The following is a 22,694-nucleotide window of genomic DNA, read 5'->3' as shown; positions in this document are numbered from 1 at the left end:
CGAGCGGTCTTGACCGCGCCCTCGGGGCCCGCGAGCATCAGCGGGCCCCCGCTCGTGTCCAGGGAGGACCGTTGGCCACTTCGGAATCGTCCCCGCACCCCGCCCCCGTCTCCCCCACCCCCGCCTCCTCCACCCCTGACCACTCCACCGACACCGATTCCGGCACGCCGCCCGGCCCCCTCGCCCGGCGGCGTCTGCTCCAGGCCTCCGCCGCGGCGGGCGGCGCGCTCGCCGTCGGCGGCCCCGCGCTGAGCGCTCCCGCGGCCGCCGCCCCGGCACCTGCCGCCGCCGCTCCGGCATCCGCCGCCGCGGCCCCCGCCGAGGCCGCGGGCCGCTCCCGCACCGTGCCGTTCTCCGCCGCCACCAACGGCGCCGCCACCCTCGTGCCGGGAGCCGGCAGGCTGATCGCGGAGATGCAGAACATCCTGTGGTCCGTCCCCCGTTCGGGTGGCGCCGCGCGGGCGCTCAGCGTCCCGGGGCTGGAGCCGACCCGCCCGGTCCTCGCCCCCGACGGCAAGACGCTGGCCGTGTGCGCCTACCGCGGCGGCGGCTTCCACCTGTGGACCCTCCGTCCGGACGGCTCGGGGCTCAAGCAGCGCACCGACGGGCCGTGGGACGACCGCGGCCCCGCCTGGTCACCCGACGGCACCCGCCTCGCGTTCGCCTCGGAGCGCGGCGGTGACCCGGTGGAGGGCAGCCCGTACCGCCTCTGGGTGCTCGACGTGCGCACCGGCGAGACGCGTCGGCTGACCGGCCGCAAAGGACAGGAAGGCCCGTTGCAGGGCGGCGCGTGGGAGGACTTCGACCCCGCCTGGTCGTCGGACGGCACGCGGGTGCTGTGCGTCCGGGGCTCGGTCGAGGACGGTGAGGACGGGCCGGTCCTCCAGGCGCGCACCCTCGTCTCCGTCGCAGCCGACGGCTCCGGCGACGTGCGCACCGAGCACGAGGACCCCACCGAGGGCGTCTCCTTGATGACGCCCGCCGTCTCGCCCTCCGGCAAGCTCGCCTACCTGCGCACCACACCTGCGCCCCGGGCGACGTGCACGCTGGTCGTGGACGGCGAGGCGGTCGACGTCGACGGTGACCTGGCGCCGGTGCCGCCGCGCTGGGCCGACCGCGAGACGCTGCTGCTGACCGTCTCGGGCACCTTCCGGCTGCTGCGCCCCGCCAGGCCCGAGGCCGCCGAACGCATCGACTTCACCGCCGAACTCCCCACCCGCCGCCCGCGCTACCGCGTCAAGGACTACGGTTTCGAGGCGGCAGGGCGCCACCGGGTGCGCGGCGTGCAGCAGCCGGTGCTCTCCCCGGACGGCGAGCACCTCGCGTTCGTCGCCCTCAACGCCCTCTGGCTCGCCCGCGCGGACGGACACGGCCGCCCCCGCGCACTCGTGCGGGCTCACGCCTCCCACTACGTGTGCGCGCCCTCCTTCACGCGTGACGGCAAGGCCGTGCTCTACAGCGACGACCGCGACGGACTGCTCGCCGTCCGCCGCCGCGAACTCGACAGCGGAAAGGAGCGCAAACTCGCCGGCGGGGGCCGGGTCTTCGGCGCCCTCTCGCCCGCGGGGGACCGGCTCGCCTGTCTCGACATGGCGGGCAACCTGCTGGTCAAGGACTTGACGAGCGGCGAGGAGCGCACCCTGGCCGCGCCCCTGGGCGGCGGAGGCATCCCCGGGCCGCCCAGCTGGTCGCCCGACGGGCGCCGCATCGCCCTGTGCGACCGCAACCGGCTCAACTTCCGCTTCCGCGAGGGCTACAACCTCATCCGCGTCCTCGACGCAGACAGCGGCGAGGACGCCCTGCACCCGCTGGCCGCGCACGCCTCGCTCGCCGACCGGTACGCCGCCGGTCCCGTCTGGTCGCCCGACGGACGCTGGATGGCGGCCGTGAGCGAGTCGGCGCTGTGGGTGCTGCCCGTGCGCGAGGACGGCAGCCCCGCGGGGAAGGCCCGCCGGCTGACCGACGAGAGCGCCGACCACCCCTCCTGGTCCGGGGACTCGCGCACGCTGCTGTACCTGTCAGCGAGCACGCTGCGGCTGCGCGACGTCGACGGTGGGCACGCCCGCACCGTACGGATGCGGCTGTCCTGGCGGCGGCCCGCGCCCAAGGAGACCGTGGTGCACGCAGGGCGGCTGTGGGACGGCACGGGACCCGGCGTGCGCGAGGACGTGGACCTGGTGCTGCGCGACGGCCGGATCAGCGAGATCGCCCCGCACCGCGCGGGCCGCCGCGCCGCACGCCGCCTCGACGCTTCCTCGCTGACCGTGCTGCCGGGCCTGTGGGACACCCACACGCACCCCTGGCAGACCACCTACGGCGGCCGGCAGACCGTCACCCAGCTCGCCTACGGCATCACCACCGCCGTCTCCTTCGGCGGCTTCGCCTACGAGCAGGCCAGGCTGCGCGAGGCCGTCGCCGCCGGCAAGCTGGCCGGGCCCAGGCTGCTGGCCACCGGGGAGCTGCTGGACGGCGCACGTGTCGCCTACAGCATGGGCAGGGCCCACCGCACCGAGGACGGTCTGCGCCGCTCGTTGGAGCGCGCCGGGGCGCTCGACTGGGACTTCGTCAAGACGTACGTGCGTGCGCCAGCGACGACGATGCGCACGGCCGCCGCCTACGCCCACGAGAAGCTGGGCGTGCGCTCTGGCAGCCACCTGTGCACCCCGGGCGTGCAGGTCGGCCAGGACCTGACCACCCACCTGCAGGCCACCCAGCGCCTGGAGTACGGCCACGCCACCACGGCGACGGGCCACGCCTGCGAGGACGTCGTGGGCATCTACAGCACACCCGGCGACTTCCACCTCGTCGCGACGCCGTTCACCGCCGCACCGCTGCTGGGTGCCCAGCCCGAACTGGCGGAGGACCAACGCGTCACCCGGCTGATGCCGCCGTGGGACGTGCAGGCCGTGCGCGAACTGGCCGGCGCCCCGCCCACCGAGGAGCAGCTGGCCACGCTGGAGACGGAAACCGCCGTCTACCGCCGCGTCCTGGCCGCGGGCGGCACCGTGGCGCTCGGCACCGACCAGCCGCTCGTCCCCGTCGGGCTCCACCTGCATCTGGCCCTGCGCGCTTTGCACCGCTCCGGGCTGCGGCCGCACGAGGTGCTGCGCACGGCGACCGCGCTGCCGGCCCGCGTCTTCGGCGTCGAGAAGGACCTAGGCACCGTCGAGGAGGGCAAGCTCGCCGACCTCACCCTGGTCGACGGCGACCCGCTGCGCGACTTCGACGCACTGGTGCGGACGGTGACGACCGTGCGGGGCGGCGTGCCGTACGAGCGGGAGGAGCTGGTCGGCGCGTACGGCACCGCCGAGGTGCGCGCCCACGAGACGGACCACTGGCGCCACGTGAGCCGCCAGTTGCGCCGCGACGGGTGCTGCGACATGGGGCACTGACCCGCACCGGCCCCCGCCGTGCCCGTGGACACACACGGGGCCGGTGTCCTGCCGGACACCGGCCCCGCACCGTCGCTCCCTACGGGTGCCCTACGGCAGGTTGCGGGCCATCACGATCCGCTGCACCTGGTTGGTGCCCTCGTAGATCTGCGTGATCTTCGCGTCGCGCATCATCCGCTCGACCGGGTAGTCGCGCGTGTAGCCGTAGCCGCCCAGCAGCTGCACCGCGTCGGTGGTGATCTCCATGGCCGCGTCGGAGGCGTAGCACTTGGCCGCGGCACCGAAGAAGGTCAGGTCCTCCTTCGCGCCGTCACTGCCCTCGTGGACCCGCTCGGAGCGCGCGGCTGCCGCGTAGGTCAGCTGACGGGCGGCCTCCAGTTTCATCGCCATGTCGGCCAGCATGAACTGCACGCCCTGGAAGTCCCCGATGGGCTTGCCGAACTGCTTGCGCTCGGCGACGTAGCCCTTCGCGTAGTCGAGCGCGCCCTGTGCCAGACCGAGCGCCTGCGCCGCGATGGTGATGCGGGTGTGGTCGAGGGTCTTCATCGCGGTGGCGAAGCCCGTGCCCTCCCCGCCGATCATCCGGTCGGCGGGGACGCGCACGTTGTCGAGGTAGACCTCGCGGGTGGGCGAACCCTTGATGCCGAGCTTCTTCTCCGGGGCGCCGAAGGAGACGCCCTCGTCGCCCTTCTCCACGACGAACGCGGAGATGCCCTTCGTGCGCTTGTCGGGGTCGGTGACGGCCATCACCGTGTAGTAGTCGGACACACCGGCGTTGGTGATCCAGCGCTTGACGCCATTGAGCACCCAGTGGTCGCCGTCGCGCACGGCCTTCGTCTTCATGCCGCCCGCGTCGGAGCCGGCGTCCGGCTCGCTCAGGCAGTACGAGAACATCGCGTCGCCCTTGGCCAGCGGCGACAGGTAGCGCTTCTTCAGCTCCTCGGAGGCGGAGAGCATCACCGGGAGCGAGCCGAGCTTGTTGACGGCCGGGATGAGCGAGGAGGAGCCGCAGACCCGGGCGATCTCCTCGATGACGATGACGGTCGCCAGCGCGTCGGCGCCCGCGCCGCCGTACGCCTCCGGCACGTGGACGGCGTGCAGGTCGTTGGCGACCAGCGCGTCCAGCGCCTCCTGCGGGAACCGGGACTCCTCGTCCACCTCGGCGGCGTGCGGCGCGATCTTCGCCTCGGCGAGCGCGCGTACCGAGTCGCGGAGCATCTCGTGCTCCTCCGAGGTGCGGTAGAGATCGAAATCAGACGCCAAGGTGTCTCACTCCTTCGAGAGCCTGCCCGTACGTGCCTGCACTGCGGGAACGCTAATTACCGTTAAGTAACCGCAATTTTAGTGGCCCCGGCCTCCCCGGGGGTACGTGAGGTTCGCGACAGCCGGGGTCCCGTTATGCTCGCGGGCAGCGTTCAGCCGTCACAAGGAGCACCTCTATGGCCTCGCCCAGGATCACCGTGATCGGTCTCGGCTATCTCGGCGCCACCCACGCCGCCGCCATGGCCGAGCTCGGCTTCGAGGTGCTCGGCCTGGACGTCGTCCCCGAGAAGATGCGCAAACTCGAACAGGGGAGCGCACCCATGTTCGAGCCGGGGCTCGAGGAGCTGCTGCGCTCTCACGTCGCCGGCGTCGAGGGCTCCAGCGGACGGCTGAGCTTCACCGACTCCTGGGAGGAGATCGCCGCCTTCGGCGACATCCACTTCCTGTGCGTCAACACCCCCCAGAAGCACGGCGAGTACGGCTGCGACATGAGCTACGTCGACCGCGCCGTCGACTCCCTCGCCCCCCACCTGGAGCGGCCCGCGCTCGTCGTCGGCAAGTCCACCGTCCCCGTCGGCAGCGCCGAGCGGCTCGCCGCCCGCATCGCCGCACTCGCCCCCGCGGGAGCGGACGCCGAACTCGCCTGGAACCCCGAGTTCCTGCGCGAGGGCTTCGCCGTCAAGGACACCCTCCACCCCGACCGCATCGTCATCGGCGTCGGCGGCCCCCGCGCCGAAGCACTCCTGCGCGACGTCTACGCCGCACCCGTCGCCGAGGGGACCCCCTTCCTCGTCACCGACTTCCCCACCGCCGAGCTCGTCAAGACGTCGGCCAACTCCTTCCTCGCCACCAAGATCTCCTTCATCAACGCCATGGCCGAGGTCTGCGAGGCCGCCGGCGGCGACGTCGTCAAACTCGCCGAGGCCATCGGCCACGACGACCGCATCGGGCGCAAGTTCCTGCGCGCCGGCATCGGCTTCGGCGGCGGCTGCCTCCCCAAGGACATCCGCGCCTTCATGGCCCGCGCGGGCGAACTCGGCGCCTCCGAAGCGCTCACCTTCCTGCGCGAGGTCGACTCCATCAACATGCGGCGCCGCGCCCAGATGGTCGAGCTCGCCCGCGAAGCGCTCGGCGGCGCCCTGCTCGGCAAGCGCATCGCCGTCCTCGGCGCCACCTTCAAGCCCGACTCCGACGACGTACGCGACTCCCCGGCGCTCAACGTCGCAGGACAGCTCCACCTCCAGGGCGCGCAGGTCACCGTCTACGACCCCAAGGGCATGCACAACGCGCGCGCCGTCTTCCCCACACTCGGCTACGCGCCCTCGGCGCTCGACGCGGTGCGGGGCGCCGACGTCGTCCTCCACCTCACGGAGTGGGCCGAGTTCAAGGAGCTCGACCCCGCGGCGCTCGGCGACGTCACCGCCGCCCGCCACATCCTGGACGGCCGCAACACCCTCGACCCCGCCCTCTGGCGCAAGGCGGGCTGGACCTTCCGCGCCCTGGGCCGCCCCACGCTCTGACCGGGCCGCCACCGTTCTCCATCCGGCCTCTCGTCGCTCCGTGCGGCCTCTCGTCTGCCCGGCCCCTGACGGGACGGGTGGCCCGGGGCTGGGCTACCGGGTGCGCCGCGCCCGGTAGGCGCGCATCTTGGCGCGGCTCCCGCAGACGGCCATGGTGCACCAGCGGCTGCGGCCGGCGGGGCTGCGGTCGTAGTAGACCCACTGGCAGTCGTGGGCCTCGCACGCCTTGAGCCGGGCCCAGGTCCCGTCACCCGCCGCGGTGGCGATCCGTACGGCCAGGTGCGCGGTGAACGCCGGGAGCCCGGACAGCCCGTGCGCCGGGCGCAGGCCGGCCTCTCCGTCGCCGTCCAGGCGGAGGGTGAGGGGCGCCTCGCTCAGCTGGCGGTCCAGCGCGGTGACGGCCTCGGGGGGCGCGGGAGAGCCCGTGTGGGCGAGGCAGGCGGCGCGCAGCGCCTCTCGCAGCTCGCGGAGTCCCGCGAGGTCGCGCGCGCCGAGCCGGAAGGCGGTCAGCTCGTGTGCGCGGACGAACCGGGCGAGGTCGTCCGCCGTGCCCAGGCGGTCCTTCCCCGACTCGACGTCCAGCGTGTTCGCCAACTCCTGCACCAGAACGAGTGATGCGGGGGCCTGTCTGTCTCCCACCCTTGCCACGTTACCGGTGGCGGCCCATCATGAGGTAACCGGCCCGTTACCAGTCACCGCGTCATGGCGGTAACACGACGAGCGCGACGAGAGGGAGAACACGATGGCCATCCCCACGATGGGCGTTGTCGTCCTGGACTGCCCGGACACCGGGCGCCTGGCGGACTTCTACGCCCGGATGCTCGGCTGGAAGGTGGACGAGTCGAGGAGCGACAGCACCTGGACCGAGGTGGTGGACGAGAGCGGACGCAGGCGGCTGGCCTTCCAGGAGGCGCCCGACCTCGTGCCGCCCGAGTGGCCGAGCGGGGAGCACTCGCAGCAGCTCCACCTCGACCTGGACGTCTCTCCGGCACGCATCGACGAGGCCGAACGCGAGGTGCTGGCGCTCGGCGCGCGGCTGCTCCAGGACGACGGCGGGGGCGCGCGGGACTTCCGCGTCTACCTCGACCCGGTGGGACACCCGTTCTGCCTGTGCCTGGTCGACCGCTGAGCGGCGACGACGCGGAGCGCAAGGCGGCCCGCCGCCGCCCCGCGCGTCTTGCGCGCACCTGTGGCCGGGCCCCTGGCACGGGACCCGGCCACAGCCGGTGGTGCGGGCGAGCGGCCCACCGCTCGCGCGGGGGTCTCACTCAGCGGTCGGAGGTGACGGTCACCTTCTCGTCGTTGTTGAGCTGGTCCACGAGCTTCCGCATCTTGGCCTTGTCCCACTGCAGATTGCCGCCCGGCGCGTTCCCCGAGATCGGCATGTTCATGGACTTGCCCTCGCCGCTGGAGACGTCCTTCATGGCCCAGAACATGGAAGCCACGTTCCACAGGCTCATGTCCTTGTCGACCTTGAGCGTGTCGAGCCCCGCACCCATCGTCGGGTAGAGCTTCAAGGGGTTGAGGACGGTGCCGGGGGTCGCCGCCTGGTTGGCGAGGGCGGCGAGGAACTTCTGCTGGTTCTTGGTGCGGTCCAGGTCGCTGCCCTTGAGCGCGTACCTGGTCCGCACGAAGGCGAGGGCTTCCCTCCCGTCGAGGGTCTGCTTGCCCTTCTTGAAGTCGGCGCCGGACTTGTCGTCGTGGATGTCCTGCGGGATGTCCATCTCGACGCCGCCCACCGCGTCGACGATCTTCGCGAAGCCCCCGAAGCCGATCTCCGCGTAGTGGTCGATCTTCAGCCCGGTGTTGTGCTCCACCGTGCGGACGAGGAGCGGCGGACCGTCCTCGGCGTACGTCGCGTTGATCTTGGTGTGGCGGTGCTGTGCCGGGTAGTGCTTGCCGGACTCGGAGCCGACGTAGGAGGGCACCTCGACGTCGGAGTCGCGCGGGAGCGAGACCATGGTGCTCCCGTTGTCCCCGACGTGCAGAATCATGATCGAGTCGGTCCTGCCCCCGTCGGTGGGGCCGCCGGTGTGCAGCTTCTTGCGGTCCTCGGCGGTCATGCCCTCGCGGCTGTCGGAGCCGACGATCAGGTAGTTGGTGCCGTCCCCGCCCTCGGGCCGCTTCTCGACGATGCTGAGGTCCACCTCGCGGCGGAGCTTGGAGTCGGCCCAGAAGTAGGTGCCGACGGACCAGGCCAGGACCACCACGACCAGGGTGATCAGACCCCACTTGAACCGGCGCCGCCAGTCGGGGCGCGGGCGGCCGTCGTACCCGGCGGGTCCGCGGTCGGCACCTCTGCCGCCTCCGCCGCCGTAGACCTGGCCGTCGCTGTAGCCCGAGTCGTAGCTGCCCGGAGGCGGCTGGTCGTACCCCTGGCCGTCACGGGGATCGCGTCCGGGATCGTAGTTCTGTCCGTAGTGCGAACCCTGGCCCGGTCCCCGGGTCTGCGGAGGGACACCGGGGGCCGATGTGTGGGGCATGACACGTGTGGGGTCGGGGCGGGGCGTACCGCTGCCGCGGCCCTCCCGGCCCCGGGAGCTGTCGGTCCAGCCATCGGGCCACTGATTCATGTCCCGCAGTGTGCCTGCACCCGGATGGCGGAACACAGGGCGGGTACCGCTTCGGGGACGAGCTGTAGCAGTTCTGATGCAAAATGCCGGGCTCGGGTGACCTGTGCGGTGCCCCATAGGGTGGAGGTCATGACCGATCAGGCGCATGCGGCGCACAGTGAGCTTCCGGGCAAGCCGACGGCCGCCTCCCGTACGACCCTCTCCCACATCATGACGGGCAGCGAGACCAATCTGTACGGGACCGTGCACGGCGGCGTGATCATGAAGCTGGCCGACGACGCGGCCGGAGCTGTGGCGGGGCGCCATTCCGAGGGGCCCGCCGTGACCGCCTCCATGGACGAGATGGTGTTCCTCGAACCGGTCAGGGTGGGGGATCTGGTGCATGTGAAGGCCCAGGTCAACTGGACGGGACGGACCTCGATGGAGGTCGGGGTCCGGGTGCTGGCCGAGCGGTGGAACGAGTCGACGCCGGCCACCCAGGTCGGCTCCGCCTACCTGGTGTTCACCGCGATCGACGAGGGCGGCAAGCCGAGGTCGGTGCCGCCGGTGGTCCCCGAGACGGACCAGGACCGCCGCCGCTACCAGGAGGCCCAGATCCGCCGCACTCACCGCCTGGCCCGCCGCCGCGCCATCAAGGACCTGCGTGCGGCCCGCCCGGCGGAGTAACCGTTTCGGCAGCCGTATCTCTCGGGCTGCCCAAGGGCACCAGGGGGACGTGGAAGGCGCCCCGGAGGGGCGCGGGGAACGGCGCGGCAAGCCACAACTGACCCGCGGACCGCACACTGCGGACAGTGGCACCCCCTGTCCGGAACAACCCCCGCAGGAAATCCCTAGTCGCAGCTGACCTCGTCCCCGCGCATCGGGGCCTCTGCGGGGCGGCTGCCGGGTTCGGGCGCGCGGACCTCGCGTACGCGCTGGTCGGGATCGCCGACGACGACTTTCATACGGGCCCCCTGGTGGGGGGCCTCCACCAGTTTCACGCCGGGCAGCGCGGCGGCCAGGGAGCGCGCCGAGCGGTCCCAGCCGGGGTCGTAGGTGAGGGTGGTGCGGCCGTCCTGGGTGCGCGGCGCGTTGGAGGGGGTGCGGGTGGTGGAGAAGCCGGCGTCGCGCAGCTCGTCGTCGACGCGTCTGCCCAGCCCCTGCTTCCCCGTGGCGTTCGCCACCTCGACGCTGATGCTGCGGGGCGGGACGGCCACGCGGGGGGTGCCGTGCGGTTCGGGTTCGGGTTCCTCGGGCTCTGACAGCGGCTCGTCCTGGCGCAGGGCCTCGAACAGCTTCTGTGCCTCTTCCTGGTCCCATTTGACGGTGGAGCCGAGTGCGGGGACCCGGTAGTCGGCGTCGGCCAGGGGGACGGAGGCGAACTCGGAGGAGGCGGGGCTGAAGCCGCGCATCGCCTGTCCGAGCTCCATCATCTGTTCGGTACCGAAGCCGTGGTCGGCGCGTACGGACCGCAGCAGGGTGGAGGCGACCTTCTCGAAGCGCACCGGGTTCATCAGTACGCCCGTGTCCGTGGCCCGGGAGATCACCGAGGCGATGAAGCGCTGCTGGCGTTTCATCCGGCTCAGGTCGGAGCCGTCGTCCAGATGGCGGGCCCGCACGTACTGCAGGGCCTGGCCGCCGTTGAGTTTCGTGGTGCCCTTGGGCAGGTCGAGCCCCGAGTAGCTGTCCTTGAGCGGTTTCTCGGTGCACACGGGGACGCCGCCGAGCACGTCGACGGTGCTCATGAAGCTGGTGAAGTCGACCTCGAGGTAGTGGTCGATGTGCACGTCCGTCAGGTCTTCCACGGCGCGCACGGTGAGTGAGGGGCCGCCCGCGGTGTAGGCGGAGTTGAGTTTGGCGGGCTTGGCGTCCACCCGTTCGCCGGTGGCGCGGTTCCTGTGGGGCGGCAGCTTGGTGTAGGTGTCGCGGGGCAGACTGACGACGCTGGCGCGTTTGCGCTCGCCGGAGAGGTGCACCAGCAGCATGGTGTCGGTGCAGTCGCAGGCCGAGCCGCCCAGGTTGTACCGCTTCTTCTGCTCCGCGGAGAGCCCGTCGCGCCGGTCGGTGCCGACGACGAGGAAGTTGACGCCGTTGTCGGCACGGGGGCGGTCGGTGAGCCCGTGGAAGGGGTCGACCCGGCGCACGTCGGCGCTCAGTCCCGTCACCATCGCGTGTCCGACGCCGCCCGCGGCCAGCACCAGCACGGAAGTCATGGTGGCGATCCGCAGACCCCACCGGGGGCGGCGCTTGCTGGGGGAGGGGGCGCGTCGAGGCAAAGGTGGCCACCTTCCGCGGGGGAGAAACGAACGCGGGCTGTACGTTCGGTGACGTTACGGCAACGGTAAGTTCCCACACTGTATGCCGGTACGATCTCCGGATCGTGCGTACACGCCGTCCCGGGCGGGCCTCGGTGGCAGGAGGGGCGCAGGCGTGCGGAGCGTTCCCCCGATCGCGGTAACGTGAGGGCCGTGACTCGCGAGAACCCACGTGTTTCCCCGGACGCCCTGGCGGACGCGGCCCTGCGCCCCGTCTCCGTGATCATGCCGGTGCTCAACGAGGAGCGGCATCTGCGCAGCTCCGTTCTCCACATCCTCCAGCAGGAGTACGAGGGTGAGCTGGAGGTCGTCATCGCGCTGGGGCCCTCCACCGACCGTACGGACGAGATCGCGGCCGAGCTGACCGCCGAGGATCCCCGCGTGCGTACGGTGCCCAACCCCACGGGGCGCACCCCGGCCGGGCTGAACGCCGCGATCCAGGCGTCCCGGCACCCGGTGGTCGTCCGGGTCGACGGGCACGGCATGCTCTCCGCCGACTACATCGCCACCGCGGTGCGGCTGCTGGAGGAGACGGGCGCGGCCAACGTCGGCGGGGTGATGCACGCCGAGGGCGAGAACGCCTGGGAGGACGCCGTCGCCGCGGCGATGACCTCGAAGATCGGCGTGGGCAACGCCGTCTTCCACACCGGCGGCGCCGCGTGCGAGGCCGAGACGGTCTACCTGGGCGTCTTCCGCCGCGAGGTGCTGGAGCGGCAGGGCGGCTACAACGAGGAGTTCATCCGCGCGCAGGACTGGGAGCTGAACTACCGCATCCGTGAGGCGGGCGGGCTGGTCTGGTTCTCACCCGAGCTGCGCGTCTCCTACCGGCCCCGGCCCAGCGTGCGCGCGCTGGCCAAGCAGTACCGCAACTACGGCCGGTGGCGGCACGTCGTCGCGCGCTACCACGCCGGGTCGATCAATCTGCGCTATCTGGCGCCTCCGGTCGCCCTGTGCGCCATCGCGGCCGGCCTCGTCGTGGGGGTCTCCGTCACCCCGTGGGCGCTGGTGGTGCCGGGCGGCTACCTGGCGGCGATCGTCGCCGGTTCGCTTCCCGCGGGCAAGGGTCTGTCGTTCAAGGCCAGGGTCCAGATCCCGGTGGCGTTGGCGACCATGCACATGACCTGGGGCTGGGGTTTCCTGACGAGCCCGAAGAAGCTGGCCCGCAAGGTCATCGCCAGCCGCAGGGAGCCGGTTCTGGCCACGCAGTGAGCCCGGCGAGTGCGGCGAGCGCGGTGACACGCGCACAGGGGTGAGCGGACACAGGTAAGGGGCGCCCTCCGGGGAGGGCGCCCCTTACCTGTGTCCGCTCCACAGAGCGTCACCACGTGTAGTTCGGATTGACCTCCATGCACGCCTTCTTGTCGTCACCGCGCAGCGCGTCCGCGCTGTCCGGCGCCTTCTGCTCTTCCTGCTTCCCGTCGTCGGAGGACCCGGAGCCGCTGCCTGGGTAGGCGGTGCCCTCCCGCCAGTCGGCGCCGATGACGAGGGTGACCTTCTGCACCCCTGAGGAGTGCTTGACCAGCCGCTCGGGAAGACCCAGTGCCTTGGCGACGGCCAGCGCGTCGCCCCGCTCCTCGGCGCGTGCGTAGCGGATGGTCGTGTCCGCCTGCGACTGGGGCGTCTGGTCGGCCACCGCCTGGCTGAAGCCCTTGTTCGTCAGCTCGCCCGCGATGAGGCCGGCGCGGCCCGTGACCGGAGGCTGTAGCGAGGTGCCCGTGCCGTTCATCACGCTGACCGGAATCTCGCCCTTGGGCTGCGAGGGCTTGGTCGGCTGCGCCGACTTGCCGGCTTCCGCCTTCTTCTTGTCCTTGCCGTCGAACGCCACGTCGTTGCGGATGAGGGAGAAGACCTTGTCCGCGTCGTCCTTCGCGGGCACCACGTAGCTGCCGCCGGGACCGTACTCCCACGGCATCGTCGCCATGGTGATCCGCTTGGTGGGGACGCGCTTGAGGTCGTTGCCCAGGTCGTAGAGCTTCTTGACCGAGCCGATGCCCTTGTCGACGGTGAGCGCCTTCGTCGCGGCCTCCGCCAGGCTGCGCAGCTTGCCCGGGTCGGTCAGCTTGGTGCCGGACTTGAGCTGCCTGACCATCGCGTTCATGTACATGTGCTGCGCCTTGGCGCGGCCTATGTCCGTACCGTCCCCGAAGCCGTGCCGGGTCCGCAGCCAACTGAGCGCCTGCTCGCCCTTGATGACGGAGGTGCCCTTCTTCAGCTTCAGCTTCGACTTCGGGTCGTGCACGTTGTTGTCCACGCAGACCGGGACGCCGCCGACCGCGTCCGCCATGGAGACCACGCCCGCGAAGTCGATCATCATGAAGTGGTCGATCGGGACGCCGGTCATCTCTTCCCAGGTCGCCACGGTGCAGCCGGGGCCGCCGTGCTGGAGACTCGTGTTGATCTTGTCGACCGTCTCCGGGTACACCTTCCCGTCGTCCGGGTCCGTGCACTTGGGGATCGTCGTACGGGTGTCACGCGGTACGGAGACGACCGACATGTTGCTGCGGTCCGCGGAGACGTGCAGCAGCATCTGGACGTCCGCCAGCGGCGGCCGGTCCCGGTCCGCGCGGGAGCCGCCGAGCCGCACGTTCTCCGCGGAGGCGCGCGAGTCGGAGCCCAGCAGCAGGATGTTCATCGGAATCTGCCCCTCGGCGTTGGGGTCGGCCTTGTCCAGCTTGCTGTCGCCGAGGTTCAGGTCGTCCTTGTCGAGGTTCCCGTTGAGGTGCTGGTAGTACAGGTAGCCCGCTCCCGCGGTGGCGAGTATGAGCAGCGTCAGGACGATCGCCGACCAGCGCAGCACGCGCCGCCCGCGCCGCGGAGGGCCGCCGGCCGCCGCCGCGTTCACCTTGCCACCCCCGCGACCGCCGCCGCGCTGCCTGCGACGGCGGCGGCCTGAGCCCCCGTGCTCGGGGCCCGCCGCCGCGTCGGACGCGGCCACAGGGCGTCCCGCGCTGCCGTGCTGTGGGGCACCGGCCCGCGGGGCGCCGGGCTGCGCTCCGCTCCCGGCCTGCGGGGCGTTGGACTGTGGTGCGCTCCCGGCCTGCGGGGCGTTGGACTGTGGTGCGGGGCGGTCCTCGTACAGGCTTTCGTCCCACCCGCGGTCGGCAGCGGTGGGAGCGCTACTTCGCGCTCCCTCGCCGCCGTCGCTGCTGTACTGCCGCACGGGACCTCCCCGGGGTTTTCAGGTCGTGCTGCCCCCGGCCGCCTGGCGGGACGCGCCGGAGGGGTAGACATCACTTCGCGCACACGTTCTTGTCGCCGGCGTTGACCTTCTCGACGCCGGAGGGGGCCTTGTCGGGCGCCCCGACCGGCTTCCCCGCCGTCGTGAAGTCCTTGCCGAGCGTCAGCGTCATACTCGACCCGGAACCCGTGTCCCCGGTCTTCTTCAGCGCCGACGCCGGCAGCTTGAGCATGTCCGCCAACCGGACCGCCTGGCCTTCCTGCGACGCGGTGTACTCGATCCTGGTCTTGTCCAGGCTCTGCGGCGCGTTGCCGCCGGAGGTCGCGTTGCCGACCCCCTTGTTCGTCAGCCACTCCACCGTCCCGGCCGCCGCCCCCGCGGGGCCGCCGCCGTTGCGGACGGAGACGTCGACCTCGGAGACGGGCGCCTTCTTGGCCTTCGGCTTGGGCTCCGCCTTCTTCTTCTTTTTGGCCTTCTCCGTCTTGGTCAGGGACTTGTCGGCGCGGACCATCTTGAACAGCGGCTCGGCCTTCGCCTCGTCGAGTATGACGGTCGCCGGGTCCTCGGGGTTGTCCAGGACCGGCACGGTGGCGAACGTGATGTTGTCCGTGTTGACCCGCTTGAGGTCGTTGGCCAGCGACATCAGCTTCTTGACGCTGCCGATGCCCGTGTCCACCGTCAGCGCCTTGGTCGCGGCATCGCTGAGCTTGAACAGCTTCGAGGGGTTGGTGAGCGTGTCACCGGACTTCATCTTGCGGATCATCGCGCTGAGGAACTGCTGCTGGAGCTTGATCCGGCTCAGGTCGCTGCCGAAGCCCACCGAGTGGCGGGTGCGGACGAACGCGAGCGCCTGTTCGCCCTTGACGGTGTGCCGCCCGGCCTTGAGGTTCAGGTGCGACTTCGGGTCGTTGATGTCCTTGGCGGTGCACACCTCGACGCCGCCGACCGCCGTGGACAGCTCCTTGACCGCGTTGAAGTCGGCCATCATGAAGTGGTCGATCTCCACACCGGTCAGCTTCTCCACGGTGTTCCAGGTGCAGCCCGGATCGCGCTCCTCCTGGCCCAGGCTCGTGTTGAAGCGGACGTTCTGCTCGCCCCTGATCACCTTGGTCTCGCCGTTCTCCCCCTTGGTCTCGCACTTGGGGATGTCGGTGACCATGTCGCGCGGGATCGAGAGCGCGGTGGCGTTGGAGCGGTCCTCGGAGACGTGGAAGAGGAACGTGGTGTCCGCGTGCCCGACGCTGCCCGCGTCGCCGTACCCGGTGTTGCCCTTGCCCGAGCGGGCGTCGGTACCGATGACGAGGATGTTGACCGGGCCGTCCTTGACCGCGGGGTTCTCCTCGCCGACGTCGACCTTGTTGATGTTGCCGTTGAGCCGCTGGTACATGTACACGCCGCCGACGCAGCCGGCCACCATCACGAACCCGACGACGCCGCCGCCGATCCGCAGCGCCTTCTGCTTCTTCGACAGCCTCCGCTTGGCCTTCCTGCGGCCGTGACCACCACCGCGCCCGCCGTCGGCCGACGAGGACCGCTCGGAGGCGCGTGCCCGCCGCTGCGCGGGCAGTTTGGCCTCGGCGCGGCGCGCGGCGCGCGAGCCCGGGCGGTCACTCGCCCTGGACCCGGCCCGCCCGCCACCGGCGTGGCCGGCCGACTCCGAGCGGCTGCCGGAGCGCGACCCCGAGCGTCCCTGGGCGTCCGAGGCGCCGGAAGGTGTCGAGGTGTCCTCGTCGGGGGAGGATTGTCTCTGACGCGGGGCGGAGGTGCGGCGGCCGCCGTACTGACTCGGGGAGTCGTCGGCGACGGGGTTCAGTCGCAGCTCATAGCTGCCGGTGTTCGGGTTGAACACCCACTGATCCGCGGGGTCGACATCTCCCGCGTGCCCACGGCCTTGCGCGTCCACGATTGCGTAAGTCCTCCATAAGAACCGGCTACTGAGGCCGCCCCGGGGCCGGCCGGAGCGCTCACACTATCCGGCAGGTTCGGCCGCTAGCGACGCCGGTGACAAATTCCATGCAGCCGGAAACGGTCAATTCGGCCCATTCCCAGCTTCATTCGTTCGTGCAGATGTCCCGGGCGGCTGTTGTTCCGCGATAGGGCTGACCTGCCTTGTCCCTCCCATCCTCCGCCACGTCGTTCTTATCTTTCTTGGCTTCGCCCTTGTCCGCGTCCTTGCTCTCGACGCGTATCGGCCGGTCCTCGCGCAGTTTGGCGAAGAGCTCGTCGGCCGCCGGGCGCACCAGCGCATCACGATTGATGTCCGGTTCGTACGGTTGTCGGGGCACTGTAAGAAAGCGGATGTGATCCTGCGGGATATCCCGCACACTCCGCGTCAGTTCGTACAGTTCAGAGAGGGAATCGAGCCCGGAATCAGCGGTCAGCGACGAGGTCGCCGCATCCAGCACCGGATAGGCCTTGGCCGGATTCAGCAGTACACCGTTACTGCGCACCTTCTTCACGAGTGATCCCAGAAAACGCTGCTGACGTTCGATGCGTTGGGTATCACTGCCGTTGCCCAGACCGTGCCGAGCCCGGACATAACCGAGCGCGTCCTGGCCGCCCAGCGTCTGCCGCCCCGCCGGAAGATCCAGCTTCGCCTCCCGGTCGTGCACCGGCCGCGCCAGGCACACCTCCACCCCGCCGACCGCGTCCACCAGCTCCGTGAACCCTTGGAAGTCCGCGACCAGATGGTGATCGATGCGGATGTCCGTCATCTTCTCGACCGTCCGGATCGCGCAGGCCGCGCCGCCGTTCTGGAACGCCCAGTTGAACTGCGCGAACTGCGCACGCGTCGGCGTACCGTCCCGCCGCCGGCAGTCGGGGATGTCGACCATCAGGTCCCGCGGTATCGACATCGCCGTCGCGCTGTCCCGGTCGGCCGCTATGTGCAGCAGGATCGTCGTGTCCGAACGCTCACTTCCCTCGTCCCTGCCCCACGCGCCGTTGCCGTCGCCTCGGTTGTCGGAGCCCAGCAGCAGGATGTTGCGCGCCTCGCCGGTCCCCTCGACCGGCGCGGGGCGCTCCAGCTCGTAGGGCGCGAGGGCCTGAGCGGTGTCCGAGTCGGTGCGGATGTTGGCGTCGAGCTTCGTGTAGAGGGACCAGCCGGTGGCGGCGACGGTCAGGAGCAGACCCGCGGTGGCGAGCGCCGCCCAGCGCAGCCGACGGCGTCTGCGGGGGCGGGCGGAAGCCGTGGCGGACGCGCCGGAATCGGTGTCGGTGGTGCCCGGGTCGGTCACGGCTGGTGTCATCCCTCGCATCGCGGCAGCGCCGGTCCGCACACACGTACGGCTGCGCCGGTCATGAAGACAGACGTACGAAACCCGCGCAGGGTTGTATCTGAGGCGACAGTGCCGCGCGGAGTGGGCGGGGCGGGTGGGCGGCCGCGGCGTCCCGGCTGCCGCCCACGCGTGGGCCGGCAGCCGCCGGCCCACGGCCGTGAAGCGTCGCCCCTGCGGAGCGTCACGTCGGTGGAGCGCTGCTCTGGTGGAGCGCGCTCCCGTTGGATGTCGCCCTCGTGGAGCGCGCTCCCGTTGGATGTCGCCCTCGTGGAGCGTCACTCCCGGGAAGTGCCGGCCTTGTGGAGCGTCGCTCCGCAGGGCGTCAGGCGGCCGTGTGGGTCACCCGTTCGTTCTCCTTGCGCTGGTCCAGGGACGCGGTGTCCAGCCGTTCCAGACGTGGTGCCAGGACCACCGAGCCGCCGGCCGCCAGAGGGGCGAGGAGCCCCGCGCTGTAGCCGTCCCAGCCGTCGTAGGGGAGCGCGGAGAGCAGTCGCGAGCCTGCCGTCAGACCGCGGTCCGTCGCGTCGGCGCGTGCGCGGTCGGCCACCTGTGCCCCCGTCAGTTCGCTGCCGTCGGGCAGCACCAGCGCGGGGCCGTCGGCGTCGACGGGGACATACGGGGCGAACTGGTCGCCCTGCCCCGGCACCTCGACGGCGTAGTCCAGGAAACCCTCCGGCGGTTCCGGGAAGCGCCCGCCCATCGGCCGCAGGCTCAGCGCGATCCGCTCGCCCGAGCAGGCGCGGCCCTCTTCCAGCGTGTCCGGGCCGCACACCGCCACGTCGGCGCGGGCGGCGCTTTCGGCGCCCGTGCCCAGATCGGCCACGACGCCCACCGAGGAGCAGGCCAGCAGCCACACGGCCGTCTGCCAGTGGGCGGGCAGCAGGAGCGCGAGCCGGTCGCCGGGCTCGGCGGAGAGTTCGTCCTGGAGGAGGTTGGCGGTCTTCGCCACCCAGTTGGCGAAGGTCTCGACGGACAGCTCGACGCGTTCACCCGTGGCGTCGTCGTAGAAGGTCACCAGCGGACGTGACGGGTCGTCGGACAGCGCGGTCCGCAGCAGGTCGGCGGGGGTGCGGTCAGTGGCGTTCATCCGCGTCAGCGTACGCCTGCGTCCGGCTGGCGGTGCGGTAATGGACACCGATGATCGGATATGCCCATGATCATGGCTATGCGTGCCAATTGTGCTCATTCGATCGGCGTTGTGGGCGCTGCCGCCCTGCTGCTGTCGCTCACCCCCCTCGCCTCCGCCACGACACCTTCCGCACCCGGGCCGTCCACGAAGGCCTCGAAGGTCTCGAAGGCCCGGAACTCCTCGCATGCCTCCCGGGACCGGGTACCGGGCCACACCCAGTCGCTGGCCTTCGCCGGGCAGACGGCAACGAAGCGTGGCGGGGGCCACAACCGCTCCGCCGTGCGGATCGCCGCCCGTACGGTGCACCCGTACTCCCTCCTGGGCGTGGTGTGGGACCGCGCGGACCGTCCTCTCGGGGCCCGCGTCCAGGTGCGCACCCGGCACGCCGGATCCGGCCAGTGGTCCGGATGGCAGGACCTGGACGCCCACTCCGGCGACGCCGGCCGCGAGGTCGCCGACCGCCAGGCGCGCGGCGCGACGGCACCCCTCTGGGTCGGTCCCTCGGACGGTGTCGAGGCCCGCGTGCTGCCGGAACAGGCAGCGGAAAGGCCGCAGGAGGGAGCGCCGGAAGCCACGGAGGGAGCGTCGGAGGGGGCGGCGGAGTCGCCGGAGGGAGCGACGGAAACGCCCGACAGAGCGACGGAAACGACGGGGACGGAAGCGACGGGCGAGGAGGACGCTTCCGTGCGGCTTCCCGAAGGGCTCCGTCTCGAACTGGTCGACCCCGGCCCCGAAACGGACAACCCTGCCCCCGCAGACGCACCGGCCCCCACGGACGCGCCCGCTCCCACGGACGCACCCCCCGATCCGAACGTGCCCCCCGAGCCGAGCGCACCGTCTGACACCGCGTCTCCCGGCCAGGAGGCGGCCCCGCCGAGCGCGGGTGCCCGGGACAACGGAGCGGCCGGATCAGGAGCGGAGTCGGCCGGGGAAGGCGCGGGAAGCGACCCGGCCGAGTCCGCGCAGATCGCCGCGGGCGCCGTCCTGCCCGCGCTGACGAAGGACGCGACCCGGACGGAGTATCCGGCGGCCGGTCAGTACGCGGGACCGCGGCCGCGCATCGTGACTCGCAAGGGCTGGCACGCGGACGAGAAGCTGCGCGAGTCCGGGTTCTCCTACACCAAGAAGGTCAAGGCGGCCTTCGTGCACCACACCGCCATGACCAACGACTACAGCTGCAAGCAGGCGCCGAAGATCATCCGGGGCATGTACCGCTACCACGTCAAGAGCAGCAAGTGGCGGGACATCGGCTACAACTTCCTGGTCGACAAGTGCGGCACGATCTACGAGGGACGAGCCGGAGGTGTGGCCAAGCCGGTGATGGGGGCCCACACTTTGGGGTTCAACACGAACAGCACGGGCATCGCCGTCCTCGGTTCGTACGACAAGACGGAGCCCCCGCGAAAGGCCCTCGAAGCGCTGGAGAAGCTCACCGCGTGGAAGCTGGGCCTCTCCGGCGTCGACCCGGCGGGCAAGACGTGGCTGACCTCTGGGGGAGGCAAGTTCAAGAAGGGGAAGAAGGTCGAGTTCCACACGGTGTCGGGGCACAAGGACGGCTTCGTCACCGAGTGCCCCGGAGCCCGGCTGTACGGGAAGCTCGGCACGATCCGCACCGCGGCGGCCCGCCTCCAGGGCCGCTGACGGACGGGCCGGCCGCCACGGCACCGTACGGGCGACTGAGGGGTCTGTCGGGCGCCTGCCGGGCGTGCGCACGGAGGGGCCCGGGCCGGGGAACCGGAGCGCGGGCGTCTGCATAAACTGTCCGCCGGCCGCACGGAAGGGTGGCCGGCGGACCCCGGCAGGAAGCAGAGACGACAGGTGACAGAGGCGATCCTCCTGGTCGGGGGCAAGGGCACCCGGCTGCGTCCGCTCACGGTGAACACTCCCAAGCCCATGGTCCCGGCCGCGGGTGTGCCCTTCCTCACCCACCAGTTGGCACGCGCCCGTGCGGCGGGTGTCGACCACGTGGTGATGGCCACCTCCTACCTCGCCGAGGTCTTCGAGCCGTACTTCGGCGACGGCTCCCAGCTCGGCCTGCATCTGGAGTACGTCACGGAGGAGGAACCGCTGGGCACCGGCGGCGCCATCCGCAACGTCGCCTCCCGGCTGTACTCGTCGCCCGACGAACCGGTTCTCGTCTTCAACGGCGACATCCTCTCGGGGCTCGACATCCGCGCCCTGGTCGATCAGCACACCCGGGTGGGCGCCGACGTCTCGCTGCACCTGACGCGGGTCACCGATCCGCGCGCCTTCGGGCTCGTGCCCACCGACGCCTCCGGGCGGGTGGCGGCCTTCCTGGAGAAGCCGCAGACGCCCGAGGAGATCGTCACCGACCAGATCAACGCCGGCGCCTACGTCTTCACCCGGTCGGTCATCGACACCATCCCGGCCGGGCGCCCGGTCTCGGTCGAGCGGGAGACGTTTCCCGGGCTGCTGGAGGCGGGGGCGCACCTGCACGGCATGGTCGACTCCACCTACTGGCTCGACCTGGGCACCCCCGCGTCGTTCGTGCGCGGCTCCGCCGACCTGGTACTGGGCCGTGCGCCCTCTCCCGCCGTCCCGGGGCGGTGCGGTGAGCGGCTGATACTGGCCAGTGCGCAGGTCGCCGGGGACGCCAAGCTGACGGGCGGTTCGGTGGCAGGTGCGGGCGCCGAGGTCGGAGCGGGTGCCCGGATCGACGGCAGCGCGCTGCTCGACGGCGCCGTGATCGCGCCCGGCGCGCGCATCAGGGACTCGCTGATCGGTGCCGGTGCGCGGATCGGTGCCGACACCGTGCTGGACGGTGCGGTCGTCGGCGACGGCGCCGTCATCGGAGAGGGCAACGAGCTGCGCGGCGGTATCCGCGTCTGGTGCGACGCCCGCATCCCCGCAGGCGCGGTCCGTTTCTCCTCGGACCAGTAGCCCTCCTGATCAGTAGTTCTTCTCGGACAGTGGTTCTCCCGGGCCAGCGGCCCTGTCCGGGCCGGGAGCCCCCCTCGGGCCAGTAGCCCTGCCCGGACCGGGAGCGGCCGGCTGCCGCGGCGGCCGGTGCGGGACTGCCGGTGCGGGACTGTCGGTGGCGGGCTCTACCCTTGCTCTCCGTGTCACTCACCCGCTCCTGGACCCCGCCGGGCCCGTACGACCTGCACGGCAGCCTGGGCGTGCTGTGCCGTGGTCCCTACGATCCGACGTACCGCGCCGAGGGCGGCACCGGCGGCGCGGTATGGCGCGGCACGCGCACCCCGGAAGGGCCCGCGGCGCTGTGCGTGCGGCTGCGGCCCGGCGGCGCGCACGGCGAGGTGCGCGCCGAGGCGTGGGGGCCGGGCGCGGGATGGCTGCTGGAGTGGCTTCCCCGGCTGCTCGGTGCCGAGGACGACCCGGACGCCTTCGTCCCGCACCACGACCTCACCCGTGAGGCGCACCGCCGCCACCCCGGGCTGCGGCTGATCCGCACCGGGCGGGTGCTGGAGTCGCTGATCCCCTCCGTCCTGGAACAGAAGTTCACCGCGGAGGAGGCGTACCGCGCCTGGCGGCTGCTGGTCCGCCGCTTCGGCGAGCGCGCCCCGGGGCCGCATCCGAACCTGTGGGTGATGCCCCATCCGCGTGACTGGCTGCGCATTCCCTCGTGGGAGTGGCACCGCGCCGGGGTCGACCAGAAGCGTTCCGCCGCCGTTGTGCGTGCTCTCCAGCGGGCGAGCCGCATGGAGGAGGCCGCGCACATGGGGCTCGCCCAGGCGCAGGCCCGGCTCCAGGCGATCCCCGGCATCGGCCCCTGGACGGCGGCGGAGGTGTTGCAGCGCTGCAACGGTGAGCCGGACGCCGTCACGGTCGGCGATCTGCACCTGCCCCGCCTGGTCGGGTACGCCCTTACGGGTGAGCGGGGCGTCGACGACGACGGCATGCTCGAACTGCTGGCCCCCTACGAGGGGCAGCGGCACCGCGCCTCCCGCCTGGTCCTGCTGGGCGGCCCCCGCATGCCGCGCCGTCAGCCCCGCTTCCCGGTGGGGAACATCGCCCCGCTGTAGGGGGACGTACCCCTGTCGTGGGACGTACCCGTCTAGTGGGACGTGCCGCTGTAGTCGGGGACG

At 71.7% G+C, this 22,694-nt stretch carries 16 protein-coding genes; 8 read left to right on the top strand and 8 right to left on the bottom strand.

Annotated features, from left to right (window positions below):
• The first annotated feature begins 71 nt into the window (after positions 1 to 71).
• Entirely contained in the window at positions 72 to 3,392 is a 3,321-nt protein-coding gene (locus tag MMF93_RS13380; RefSeq protein ID WP_423835416.1) for an amidohydrolase family protein, read from the top strand.
• Between the two features lie 90 nt (positions 3,393 to 3,482).
• On the opposite strand, the gene MMF93_RS13375 is transcribed toward MMF93_RS13380, so the two are convergent.
• A complete protein-coding gene (locus tag MMF93_RS13375) occupies positions 3,483 to 4,655 on the bottom strand; it encodes an acyl-CoA dehydrogenase (RefSeq protein WP_274709460.1) in 1,173 nt (390 codons plus the stop codon).
• Positions 4,656 to 4,831: 176 nt separating this feature from the next.
• Here MMF93_RS13375 and MMF93_RS13370 point away from each other — a divergent pair, with 176 nt between their 5' ends.
• A complete protein-coding gene (locus MMF93_RS13370; protein WP_242751519.1) occupies positions 4,832 to 6,175 on the top strand; it encodes a UDP-glucose dehydrogenase family protein in 1,344 nt (447 codons plus the stop codon).
• A 93-nt stretch (positions 6,176 to 6,268) separates the two neighbouring features.
• On the opposite strand, the gene MMF93_RS13365 is transcribed toward MMF93_RS13370, so the two are convergent.
• Positions 6,269 to 6,814 carry a CGNR zinc finger domain-containing protein gene (locus MMF93_RS13365; protein WP_242751518.1) on the bottom strand — a complete coding sequence of 182 codons (546 nt, stop codon included), beginning with the start codon at positions 6,812 to 6,814 and terminating at the stop codon, positions 6,269 to 6,271.
• A gap of 103 nt (positions 6,815 to 6,917) precedes the next feature.
• Here MMF93_RS13365 and MMF93_RS13360 point away from each other — a divergent pair, with 103 nt between their 5' ends.
• A complete protein-coding gene (locus MMF93_RS13360) occupies positions 6,918 to 7,304 on the top strand; it encodes a VOC family protein (protein ID WP_242751517.1) in 387 nt (128 codons plus the stop codon).
• A gap of 139 nt (positions 7,305 to 7,443) precedes the next feature.
• On the opposite strand, the gene MMF93_RS13355 is transcribed toward MMF93_RS13360, so the two are convergent.
• The gene (locus tag MMF93_RS13355; protein WP_242751516.1) at positions 7,444 to 8,748 is read right to left on the bottom strand and encodes an LCP family protein; all 1,305 of its coding nucleotides are present in this window, start codon (positions 8,746 to 8,748) and stop codon (positions 7,444 to 7,446) included.
• 129 nt (positions 8,749 to 8,877) lie between these two features.
• On the opposite strand from MMF93_RS13355, the gene MMF93_RS13350 reads away from it, so the two are divergent.
• The gene (locus MMF93_RS13350; protein ID WP_242751515.1) at positions 8,878 to 9,414 is read left to right on the top strand and encodes an acyl-CoA thioesterase; all 537 of its coding nucleotides are present in this window, start codon (positions 8,878 to 8,880) and stop codon (positions 9,412 to 9,414) included.
• Between the two features lie 164 nt (positions 9,415 to 9,578).
• Here the strand turns inward: MMF93_RS13350 and MMF93_RS13345 are convergent, their stop codons facing one another.
• Positions 9,579 to 11,003: an LCP family protein gene (locus tag MMF93_RS13345; protein ID WP_479685625.1), complete on the bottom strand. Its 1,425-nt coding sequence runs from the start codon at positions 11,001 to 11,003 to the stop codon at positions 9,579 to 9,581.
• A gap of 192 nt (positions 11,004 to 11,195) precedes the next feature.
• On the opposite strand from MMF93_RS13345, the gene MMF93_RS13340 reads away from it, so the two are divergent.
• Positions 11,196 to 12,251: a glycosyltransferase family 2 protein gene (locus tag MMF93_RS13340; protein ID WP_423835415.1), complete on the top strand. Its 1,056-nt coding sequence runs from the start codon at positions 11,196 to 11,198 to the stop codon at positions 12,249 to 12,251.
• A gap of 109 nt (positions 12,252 to 12,360) precedes the next feature.
• Here MMF93_RS13340 and MMF93_RS13335 read toward each other — a convergent pair whose 3' ends face one another.
• The 4 genes from MMF93_RS13335 to MMF93_RS13320 all read right to left on the bottom strand — a co-directional run bounded on the left by MMF93_RS13335 (position 12,361) and on the right by MMF93_RS13320 (position 18,585).
• Positions 12,361 to 14,202 carry an LCP family protein gene (locus MMF93_RS13335; RefSeq protein ID WP_242751513.1) on the bottom strand — a complete coding sequence of 614 codons (1,842 nt, stop codon included), beginning with the start codon at positions 14,200 to 14,202 and terminating at the stop codon, positions 12,361 to 12,363.
• 70 nt (positions 14,203 to 14,272) lie between these two features.
• Positions 14,273 to 16,123, bottom strand: coding sequence for an LCP family protein (locus MMF93_RS13330; RefSeq protein ID WP_242751512.1), 1,851 nt, complete (start codon positions 16,121 to 16,123; stop codon positions 14,273 to 14,275).
• Positions 16,124 to 16,271: 148 nt separating this feature from the next.
• Positions 16,272 to 17,468 (bottom strand): LCP family protein, encoded by a 1,197-nt coding sequence (locus MMF93_RS13325; protein ID WP_242751511.1) that lies wholly within the window; start codon positions 17,466 to 17,468, stop codon positions 16,272 to 16,274.
• 352 nt (positions 17,469 to 17,820) lie between these two features.
• Entirely contained in the window at positions 17,821 to 18,585 is a 765-nt protein-coding gene (locus MMF93_RS13320) for a TIGR03089 family protein (protein WP_242751510.1), read from the bottom strand.
• 111 nt (positions 18,586 to 18,696) lie between these two features.
• On the opposite strand from MMF93_RS13320, the gene MMF93_RS13315 reads away from it, so the two are divergent.
• From MMF93_RS13315 to MMF93_RS13305, 3 genes are all read left to right on the top strand, one after another.
• Entirely contained in the window at positions 18,697 to 20,268 is a 1,572-nt protein-coding gene (locus tag MMF93_RS13315) for an N-acetylmuramoyl-L-alanine amidase (protein WP_341483254.1), read from the top strand.
• Between the two features lie 177 nt (positions 20,269 to 20,445).
• Positions 20,446 to 21,528 carry a mannose-1-phosphate guanylyltransferase gene (manB, locus tag MMF93_RS13310; RefSeq protein ID WP_242751508.1) on the top strand — a complete coding sequence of 361 codons (1,083 nt, stop codon included), beginning with the start codon at positions 20,446 to 20,448 and terminating at the stop codon, positions 21,526 to 21,528.
• Positions 21,529 to 21,707: 179 nt separating this feature from the next.
• Entirely contained in the window at positions 21,708 to 22,631 is a 924-nt protein-coding gene (locus MMF93_RS13305) for a DNA-3-methyladenine glycosylase family protein (protein ID WP_242751507.1), read from the top strand.
• The last annotated feature ends 63 nt before the right edge of the window (positions 22,632 to 22,694 follow it).

This window comes from Streptomyces tubbatahanensis, from assembly GCF_022699385.1.
GTDB lineage: Bacteria > Actinomycetota > Actinomycetes > Streptomycetales > Streptomycetaceae > Streptomyces > Streptomyces diacarni.
Note: the sequence above shows the minus strand (reverse complement) of the source record. Positions and strands in the feature narration are given on the sequence as shown.

Excerpts from the sequence above, each read along its gene's own strand:
- MMF93_RS13370 (WP_242751519.1), top strand. The coding sequence starts at position 4,832 with ATGGCCTCGCCCAGGATCACCGTGATCGGTCTCGGCTATCTCGGCGCC.
- MMF93_RS13360 (WP_242751517.1), top strand. The coding sequence starts at position 6,918 with ATGGCCATCCCCACGATGGGCGTTGTCGTCCTGGACTGCCCGGACACC.
- MMF93_RS13355 (WP_242751516.1), bottom strand. The coding sequence starts at position 8,748 with ATGAATCAGTGGCCCGATGGCTGGACCGACAGCTCCCGGGGCCGGGAG.
- MMF93_RS13350 (WP_242751515.1), top strand. The coding sequence starts at position 8,878 with ATGACCGATCAGGCGCATGCGGCGCACAGTGAGCTTCCGGGCAAGCCG.
- MMF93_RS13325 (WP_242751511.1), bottom strand. The coding sequence starts at position 17,468 with ATGACACCAGCCGTGACCGACCCGGGCACCACCGACACCGATTCCGGC.
- MMF93_RS13320 (WP_242751510.1), bottom strand. The coding sequence starts at position 18,585 with ATGAACGCCACTGACCGCACCCCCGCCGACCTGCTGCGGACCGCGCTG.